Source organism: Candidatus Poribacteria bacterium (genome assembly GCA_028820845.1).
Lineage (GTDB): Bacteria > Poribacteria > WGA-4E > WGA-4E > WGA-3G > WGA-3G.
Genome location: JAPPII010000021.1, coordinates 1 through 2057 on the forward strand (window position 1 = coordinate 1; position 2057 = coordinate 2057).

Consider the following 2057-nt stretch of genomic DNA (forward strand, 5'->3'; position numbering starts at 1 on the left):
TATTTCGCAGCTATATTGATCACTGCTAACAAAATGTAAACACTACGTAGAAAAATTGGTCTGTTTTTCATCGTTGTCCCTCCTGCAATCGATCCCGCAGAGCCTCGATCTCTTTTGAGATCGCCTTCTGCTGTTCAAGAAGCTTGATGACTTCTGTATCCAGTACCTCAGACCTATCTATCTTTGATGTTACCAGGTCCCCTAGTTGTTTCCACTCTTCGAAAAGGGGTGCCTCGCGGCGTTCCTTTTCTTTATTCAAAAGCCACTTATCTTTTTTCAAAAGCCACTTATCCGTACGGATCGCAGACATTTCTGCCGAGAGCACCTCTTGTTTGCGCTGGAGTTCTTTTGCCTCCTTTAGAAGTTTTCTTGACTGAGTAGTCTTCGGTTGGCTAATACGCGCGAGTGCGTTATATTCAGTTCTAAGTTGCTGGATTTTTGCCTCAAGTGCTTTGCGTTCTTCAGACGTAAGGGGATCCAGAGCAACACCTTCACGCTGTGAACCTGCTCCCGAGGCACCGGACTCATCAAGGGGGTCGTTCCGTTCGGATGCTGCTTCCCCGGATGTAGGGGTTTCCATCCCATTTGCTTCATGCGGTTCAGTATGGAAAGTGCCATCCTCATGAAAATGCCCACCTTGTGCGGTCTCATCATTAACTTTCGGTGGGACTTCGGTCTTTTCAACTTCTACGGGTTTGTAGACCTTGATAGGAGCTTGATTGGCAGCTTGCTGGCCTCGCCACACACCAATACCTATTACAATCAATAACACAATCAAAATCGGTAGCCAAATCTTCTTGTTCAACATAACTTATCTCCTTTTTGCGTTGAGAAAAATATCGGTTTTGAGTTTCAAGACGACCCGCTCATCTGCTCCTTCGAGTGTGACCTGTTTTGACTTAACCTCTGTGAGCATCAAACCCGCCATCGAGTCACCGAGAAACACCTCGCGATATTCGCCCGTCATGGTGTTTTTCAACCACGCCGACCCAGCGACAGGATCCGATGGGTAGACACGCGTCCCAAGCAACACAAGGCTGTCTCCAAGGACAGGCTGCGGGTTCAGGACTGTGCCAAGCGGTGCAAACAGGTTATTCTGGATAATCATTTGATAGAACTCCGAGTCGATGGACGCTGAGAACGCATCACGCTCAACAAAGACACGGCTTTCGAGAGGTCCAGGGGCTGCTGTGCTGGGCGACGCGGCAAAACGCTTTGGAGCCTGTGTCACCTTTTGGGCTGTGCTTGTAAACAATAGAGACCGAACAAACAACAGAGGATACAGACCAGACACACAAGAAACGTCCCATTCTTGAAAAACATCAGTAGTCTCCTTATTTGTTGTCTGTGTCCTGACAGAGGCTCGGTTGACACAGGGGTGGTGTTTCAGGAAAACAGAAGATTGAAGTTCTATAACAGGGTAGACTCGGTGCGTCAGTTTTCAGGTGTCCGTATCCGAGTGTGATGATGACGAAGAGTAGTGTGATGGGCAGTATCCATTGTTTGGTCTTATCTCGCATGAAGTGTTCCTTTTGATAGAAAACATGATGACGACACGAGATGGCATAAGAATAGCATGTCTGGGTGTGATCGTCAAGGTGTGAAAGTTGCGTTGCGAAGGTTCAGGTGTATTGGTAAGTTCTGTGATGCAACGCGCAAAGCCCCTACTGAGATACTTTGCGTTCAACAGAGGTATCAGTTGGGTAGAAATAGTCTGTATAGAAATTATATCTGTCTTGTGAGGTAAAACACTTAACGGGAGTAAAGTGGGGGGGGGTGGGGTGGGGTGGGGTGGGGTGGATAGTGATGTTAACCAAAGAAACACACGGGGGCAGCGGAAAAAAGCGACTGTCTACCGAGCAGCACGCGCCCAGCAACGGCACCCCTAACGTCTCTATTTTCGATATTTTATGACTGAGCCATCGGTTCTTCATCTGTTATTTCCCTGTGTGAATGTGAAATGCACAGCGACACTTTTGGGAGTGCCACCTTTCTAAAATATAACGCAATAAGTAGTTTTGGACATAGGCAATTTCAGTTTTCTTAATGTTATCACG

The 2057-nt window shown here is 47.3% G+C and carries 3 protein-coding genes; all 3 read right to left on the reverse strand.

Features of this window, described 5'->3' with window-relative positions:
• Positions 1 to 67: 67 nt before the first annotated feature.
• The 3 genes from OXN25_05305 to OXN25_05315 all read right to left on the reverse strand — a co-directional run bounded on the left by OXN25_05305 (position 68) and on the right by OXN25_05315 (position 1520).
• The gene (locus OXN25_05305) at positions 68 to 808 is read right to left on the reverse strand and encodes a hypothetical protein (protein ID MDE0424264.1); all 741 of its coding nucleotides are present in this window, start codon (positions 806 to 808) and stop codon (positions 68 to 70) included.
• A 3-nt stretch (positions 809 to 811) separates the two neighbouring features.
• Positions 812 to 1231 carry a hypothetical protein gene (locus OXN25_05310; protein ID MDE0424265.1) on the reverse strand — a complete coding sequence of 140 codons (420 nt, stop codon included), beginning with the start codon at positions 1229 to 1231 and terminating at the stop codon, positions 812 to 814.
• A gap of 103 nt (positions 1232 to 1334) precedes the next feature.
• Positions 1335 to 1520, reverse strand: coding sequence for a hypothetical protein (locus tag OXN25_05315; protein ID MDE0424266.1), 186 nt, complete (start codon positions 1518 to 1520; stop codon positions 1335 to 1337).
• Positions 1521 to 2057: the final 537 nt, after the last annotated feature.

Bases quoted from the DNA above. Each gene is read 5' to 3' on its own strand.
- OXN25_05305 (MDE0424264.1), bottom strand. From the start codon at position 808: ATGTTGAACAAGAAGATTTGGCTACCGATTTTGATTGTGTTATTGATT.
- OXN25_05315 (MDE0424266.1), bottom strand. From the start codon at position 1,520: ATGCGAGATAAGACCAAACAATGGATACTGCCCATCACACTACTCTTC.